The following is a 6,530-nucleotide window of genomic DNA, read 5'->3' as shown; positions in this document are numbered from 1 at the left end:
CTTCCGCGGCGACAAGCTTTACAACGAACACATTTACTGGGATCAGGCATCGGTGCTGGTGCAGATCGGGCTGCTCGATCCCGCTTTGCTCCCAGCGGCCGGCGTGGCGACGGCGAAGAAACTCGTCGACGAGACGCTGCCCTCGAATACGCTGATGGCTCGCTGGGCCGAGAGCGCCAAATAACTTGCCTTCAATCAACGGCGCCCGTCCCGGGCGCCGTTTCGTTCTGTGGAGTAAATTGTCATGAACTCTTCCACGATTTCTCGCCGTACGGTTTTGCAACTGGCCGGCGCCGCCGCTCTACCTCTCTCCGGTGTTCTCTCGGGGTCGGCGCAAGCCGCCGCGCCGGGTACGGTGACCATCGCCTACAACGTCAATCTGCCGTCGTTCGATCCGACCATCGGATTATCCGCGGTCAATCCGACCATCCAGTCGATCTATCAGGCGGTCTTCGATCCCTACATCGGCCAGGCGCCGGACCTGTCCTTCAAGCCCGGCCTGCTGACCAAATGGGGCTGGAACGACGACCGCAGCAAGATCATGCTCGAGTTGCGCCAGGGGGCGAGCTGGCACGACGGCTCGCCGGTGACGCCGGAAGACGTGGTCTGGTCGCTGCAGCGCGCCGCCGATCCGAAGAGCGGCAATCCTATCCAGTTCGTTTGGGCCAAGATCGGCAACTTCAAGATCGACGGCAATACCATCACCGGCGACGTCGTTGAATTCGAGCCGGCCCTGTTCAAATGGATGGCGTTCCTCACCGGCTATGTTCTGCCCAGGACCTATTACGAGAAGGTCGGCGCAGAAGGCTTCGAGAAGGCGCCGATCGGCTCCGGTCCGTACAAGGTCGACGCTTTCGAGCGCAATGCGTTCCTGCGGCTCAAGGCCCACCCGGGCTATTGGGGTCCCAAACCCGCCTTCGACACCGTGGTGTTCAAGTTCGTCACCGATCCCACCAGCCGCGTCGCCGAGCTGGAATCCGGCGGATCGGACGTCACCTTCGAAATGCCCTACGAGGAGTTCGACCGCCTCAAGGCAAAGCCGGGACTGGTCGGGCAGACCACGCCGGTGTCCGACATCGCGATGATATTCATCACCGACATTGATCCGATGCTGGATCGCAATGTCCGCCTCGCCGCCAATCACGCGATCGACAAGAACGCGATCGTCGACCGGCTCTTGAAGGGCTATGGCGTCCCGATCGCGACGCTGGAAGCGCCGGGTTACGCGGCCTTCGATCCCTCGATCAAGGTCGCTTACGATCCCGAACTGGCGAAAAGCCTGCTTGGCAAAAGCGGCTACTCGCCGGACAAGCCGGTCAAGTTCACTATCCAGACGACGCGCGGTTTCAAGCCGAAGGATTACGAGATGATCCAGGCGATCGTCGGGATGTGGCGCAAGGTCGGGATCGAGGCCACCATCGAGGTCTACGAAATCGCGCAGCATTTCGAGCTGCGCGCGCGCCACGCGCTGGCGCCGGCGGCGTTCTACAATTGGGGCAACGCGATCGGCGATCCCTCCACCTCCACCGGCTTTGCGATGTTCGGCCCGTCGCCGCATTGCGCCTGGAAGGGCAAGGACACCATCGAGCGAATTGGCCCGCTGTGGGGCGAGAAGGACGAAGCCAAGAGGATCGCCGGCTGGAAGGCCGTCGACAAATACATCGCCGATGAAGGCGAGGTGATCCCGCTGTTCCAATATGTGCAGCCGATCATCCACAAAAAGACACTGAAGATCGTGCCGCAGGCCAACGGCATGATCCTTCCGCAACTGATCACGCAGGCCTAGGGACGATAAAACGCAAGGCGGCACCGCGATGCGATGGGGCGAGATCATCAGGCGACTCGTCCTCATACCGCCAACGCTTTTTGGCGTGGCGGTGATCGTTTTTGTACTGCTGCGCGTGGTGCCCGGCGATCCGATCGCCATGATGATTCCACCGGGTGCCACGCCTGCCGACATCGACCGGCTGCGGGCATTCTACGGGCTTGATCAACCGATCCCGCAGCAGTTCGTCACCTGGTTGGGCCAGGCGCTGAGCGGCAATTTCGGACGTTCGATCAGCCTGCACCAGCGCGTCTTCGAGCTGGTGCTGGCGCGATTGCCGGCGACGCTGGAGTTGGCGCTGCTGGCAACGCTGATCGCGGTGGTGCTGGGTGTTTTCGCCGCTTTGATCGGCGTCCAGCTTCGCGGCCGGCGGGCGGAATGGATAGTCGACGGCGGCGTCGGCGTCCTGCTCGCCATTCCGGATTTTCTCTGGGCCCTGATCCTGTTGCTGCTGTTCGGGGTGCTGATCCCCTGGCTGCCGATTTCGGGTCGCATCGACCCGCAGATCGATATCGGTTTTCACAGCAGTTTCTATCTGATCGAAAGCCTGCTGACGGGTCGGTTCGACGTCGCCAACGCGCTGCTGCATCACATGATGCTGCCGGCACTGGCGCTGGCGCTGCCATTTTCGGCCCTGCTGGCGCGGATCTTGAAAACCTCGCTGGCCGAGGCCGAGGATCAGGATTATGCGCAGATCGCCCGCGCCCGCGGCTTTTCACGCCCCGAGATCCTGCTGCGCGAGGTGTTCCCCAACGCGCTGATCCCCACCGTCGCACTCGGCGGCGTCCAGATCACGCTGCTGCTCGGCGGCACCGTGCTGGTCGAGCGCATCTTCTCCTATGAGGGCATCGGCAACATGGCGATCGACGCCGTGATCAACCGGGATTTCCCGCTGATCCAGGGCTTGATCCTGACTTTTGCCGCCCTCTTCATCGCGCTCAATCTCGCAATCGACCTGGTTGTCACGCTGCTCGATCCGAGGCTGCGCCATGGCTGAGTTTGCCCTCGATGGTACGGTCAGTTCTCCATCGCCTGGGATCGCCGGACTGAAGCGGGGCGGTCCGAGGCTTTGGGCCGGCGCGGCGCTGGTGGGCGTGCTGATGCTGATCGCGCTGCTGGCCCCGCTGCTGGCGCCGCACGATCCGGTCGAACAGGATCTGATGTCGGCGCAACTGCCGCCGGCCTGGCTCTCCGGCGGCGAGCCGGCCTATTGGTTTGGCACCGACAGTCTTGGCCGCTGCGTGTTGTCGCGGCTGATCTACTCGGCGCGGACCGCGGTTGCGGTGGCGCTGATCGCGGCGTCGCTGGCGGCGGCGATCGGTGTCGCCTTCGGCTTGATCGCCGGCAGTTTCGGCGGCTGGGTCGATCAGGTCACCTCGCGCTTGATCGATGTCTGGATGGCGTTTCCGCCGGTGCTGCTGTCGATCGTGCTGGCGGCGGTGATAGGGGCGGGGCTGACCTCGGTGATCGCAGCGATCGTTGTCGTCGACTGGACCCGTTTTGCGCGCGTGGTCCGGGCCGAGACCATGGTGCAGCTGCGGCGTGATTATGCCGCCGCCGCGCGCGTCATCGGACTGAGCCGCGGACAGGTCCTGCGCCTCGAAATTCTCCCCAACCTCGTCCCTCTGGTGGTGACGTTGCTTTCGGTCGAGATGGGGATCGCGATCCTGGTGGAAGTGATCCTGTCCTTTGTCGGTATTTCGGTGACCGGCGACACCCCGACCTGGGGCGGCATGATCGCCGAGGGACGCACGATCGTCTACCAGGCGCCATGGATCATGGCGCTGCCGATCGGCTGCATCATCGTCAGCGTGATCGGCTTCAATCTGCTCGGCGACGGCCTGCGGCTGGCGCTCGATCCGGTGCAGCGCCGATGACAGCAGCGCTTTCGGTCCAGGGCCTGCAGGTCGCGATCGTCACGGGGGCGACCTCGACCAATGTGCTGCGCGGAGTCAATATCGCGCTGCAGCCCGGCGAAGTCCGGGGCCTGGTCGGCGAATCCGGGGCCGGCAAGTCGATGCTGGGACGGGCCGTGCTCGGGCTGCTGCCCGCCAACGCCACCATCACCGCCGGCACGATTCTGTTCGAGGGACGCGATCTCGTCGCGATGCCGGAGCCGGAGCGACGCCGTTTGCTTGGCCGCCGCATCGCACTCATTCCGCAGGACCCGATGACCTCGCTCAATCCGGTCAAGTGCGTCGGCGCCCAGATCGCAATCGTGCTGCGGCATCATCTTGCTTTGTCGAGGCGGGAGGCGCTGCAGCGCGCGGCCGAGCTGCTCGCGGAAGTCGCGATCCGCGAGCCGCGGCGGGTCCTCGATCTCTACCCGCATGAGATTTCCGGCGGGATGCGGCAGCGCGTGCTGATCGCGATGGCGTTCGCCTGCGATCCCTCGCTCGTGATCGCCGATGAGCCGACCACCGCGCTCGATGTCACCGTGCAGCGGCAGGTGCTGCAGCTGGTCGAGCGGCTCCGGCAGCGCCATGGCGCTACCATCCTGTTCGTCACCCATGACCTCGGCGTGGTGGCAAAACTCTGCCGCACCATGACGGTGCTGCATGCCGGACGCGTGCTGGAGGAAGGCGAGACCGCCAATGTATTGGCAAAACCGCGCCACCCCTACACGCGCGCGCTGCTGGCGGCGACGCCGCGCGCCGACCGGCCGGCCGAAGCGCTGCGTCCGGTGCCGGCGGCATTGATCGACGGCTTGTGGGCCGAGGCCTATCGCCTCGACCGGCTATCGGCGATGGCAACGTCATGACCGAGATGCTGCTCCGAACCGGCAGCCTGAGCTTCGCCTATCCGGAGCGTGCCGGGCTGTTCCGCCGGCCCGACATGCGCGAGGTGGTCAAGCGGGTTGATCTCGCCGTGCAGCGCGGCTCGGTGCTCGGCCTGGTCGGCGAGTCCGGTTCCGGCAAGACTACGCTCGGCCGGCTCTTGGTGCGGCTGCTGAGGCCTACTTCCGGCGGCATCCAGTTCGACGGCATCGAAATCAGCCGCCTCGGCGAGGCCGAGATGCGACCGCTGCGCGCGCGCATCCAGATGATTTTCCAGGATCCGCAGTCATCCCTGAATCCCCGGTTGCGGCTGGGCGTCACGCTGACCCGTCCGTTGAGGGTGCACGGACGCTTGCAGGGCTGGCGCGATCAGCGCAATCGCGCCGCGGCTTTGCTCGACCTGGTCGGGCTGCCGACCGGCTTGGTCGATCGCTATCCGCACGAACTATCGGGAGGCCAGCGCCAGCGCGCCGGGATCGCTCGCGCTTTGGCGCTGCGGCCGGATTTCATCGTCGCCGACGAGATCGTGTCCGGGCTCGACGTGTCGACGCAGGCGCATATCCTGCTGCTGCTCAGGGAACTGCGCGCCAGGCTCGGTCTCACCATGGTGTTCATCAGCCACGATCTGTCGGTCGTCCGGGTGCTGTGCGACGATGTCGCGATCCTGCAGCATGGCGAGGTGGTCGAATACGGACCGGTCGCCCGGATTTTCAACTCGCCGCAGCATCCCTATACGCGCCAGTTGCTCTCAGCGATTCCCCTACCTGACGTCGAGCCGGGCTGGTTGAACGATACCAGCCCGATTGTACCCTCCCACCAGCAAGGATCAGCCGCATGACCAAGACCATCAAGGGTTCTGTCGTTCTCATTACTGGGGCCAGCGGCGCGATTGCGCAGGCGCTGATCGCCGGGCTCGCGGCACGAGGCGCCGCCAAGATCTACGCCGCGGCGCGGGATATTTCCGGACTGGTCGCGTCCGACCATCTGGTTCCGATCAAGATGGATGTCAGCAGCGACGACGACGTCAAGAAGGCGGCAGCGATGGCGGCCGACGTCACGCTATTGATCAACAATGCCGGCATCAATCACAATACCAGCTTCATGACCGCTCCGGATCTGACGATTGCGAGCCGGGAAATCGAGGCCAATTATATCGGGCCGCTTCGCGTGACGCGGGCCTTCGCACCCGCGCTGATCGCCAATCACGGCGCCGTGCTCAACATACTGACGATACTGGCGCGCGTGAACCTGCCATTCATGGGATCCTATTGCGCCTCCAAGGCGGCGGCGCTCAGCCTGACGCAGGGATTGCGTGGTGAGCTGGCGCCGCAGGGAGTTCACGTCGCCGCGGCGCTGCCCGGCGCGGTCGATACGCGGATGACGGCCGGGCTGCCGATTCCGAAAATGACGACGGCCGATGCCGCAACCGAGATCCTCGATGGCTTCGAGGCCGGCGAGGAAGACATCTATGTCGGCGAAATGGCGCGCGGCATCGCTCAGGGTCTCGCGCACGATCCGAAGGCGGTTGAACGTCAATTGGCGTCGCCGGGCTAGGCCCACAATCGAGCGCAGCATTCGTAATCCATCCAACGCAAAACAATGAGGAAAATCATGAAGACATCGAGAGTTTTGGTTGCCGCACTTGCCACCCTCGTCATCGGCGCATCGCCGCAGCTGGCGTCGGCGGATTCGATTCCGGGCCTGCGTGGTCACGACCACACCGGCATCACCGTGCCGGACATCAAGGCCGCCACCGCCTTCTTCACCGATGTGATCGGGTGTTCGCACGCGATGTCGTTCGGGCCGTTCTCGGATGACAAGGGGACGTTCATGCAGGACGTCGTCAACGTTAATCCGCGCGCCGTCATCGACGAGATCAGCATGGTCCGCTGCGGTTATGGTTCGAACATCGAGCTGTTTCAGTACCA

The 6,530-nt window shown here is 64.4% G+C and carries 7 protein-coding genes and 1 pseudogene; all 8 read left to right on the top strand.

What is annotated here, in order from left to right; all coding sequences use genetic code 11:
- Positions 1-184, top strand: a pseudogene (locus tag ABSG20_RS26295) (dienelactone hydrolase family protein); the annotation flags it as partial.
- Positions 185-244: 60 nt separating this feature from the next.
- Positions 245-1,786, top strand: coding sequence for an ABC transporter substrate-binding protein (locus tag ABSG20_RS26290; RefSeq protein ID WP_423867407.1), 1,542 nt, complete (start codon positions 245-247; stop codon positions 1,784-1,786).
- A gap of 28 nt (positions 1,787-1,814) precedes the next feature.
- Positions 1,815-2,822, top strand: coding sequence for an ABC transporter permease (locus ABSG20_RS26285; RefSeq protein WP_423867406.1), 1,008 nt, complete (start codon positions 1,815-1,817; stop codon positions 2,820-2,822).
- Positions 2,815-3,702: an ABC transporter permease gene (locus tag ABSG20_RS26280; RefSeq protein ID WP_423867405.1), complete on the top strand. Its 888-nt coding sequence runs from the start codon at positions 2,815-2,817 to the stop codon at positions 3,700-3,702. Before ABSG20_RS26285 ends, ABSG20_RS26280 begins: the two co-directional genes overlap by 8 nt.
- Positions 3,699-4,586 (top strand): ABC transporter ATP-binding protein, encoded by an 888-nt coding sequence (locus tag ABSG20_RS26275; RefSeq protein ID WP_423867404.1) that lies wholly within the window; start codon positions 3,699-3,701, stop codon positions 4,584-4,586. The genes ABSG20_RS26280 and ABSG20_RS26275 overlap by 4 nt, the downstream gene beginning before the upstream one ends.
- Positions 4,583-5,440, top strand: coding sequence for an ATP-binding cassette domain-containing protein (locus ABSG20_RS26270; protein ID WP_423867403.1), 858 nt, complete (start codon positions 4,583-4,585; stop codon positions 5,438-5,440). Before ABSG20_RS26275 ends, ABSG20_RS26270 begins: the two co-directional genes overlap by 4 nt.
- Positions 5,437-6,156: an SDR family oxidoreductase gene (locus ABSG20_RS26265; protein WP_423867402.1), complete on the top strand. Its 720-nt coding sequence runs from the start codon at positions 5,437-5,439 to the stop codon at positions 6,154-6,156. Before ABSG20_RS26270 ends, ABSG20_RS26265 begins: the two co-directional genes overlap by 4 nt.
- A 57-nt stretch (positions 6,157-6,213) precedes the next feature.
- On the top strand, positions 6,214-6,530 hold a 317-nt coding region (locus ABSG20_RS26260), incomplete at its 3' end, for a VOC family protein (RefSeq protein ID WP_490338340.1).

The sequence above is a fragment of the Bradyrhizobium sp. genome, assembly GCF_049512235.1.
Taxonomy (GTDB): Bacteria; Pseudomonadota; Alphaproteobacteria; order Rhizobiales; family Xanthobacteraceae; genus Bradyrhizobium.
The sequence above is the reverse complement of the archived record's forward strand: the minus strand, read 5'-3'. Positions and strand labels throughout refer to the sequence as shown.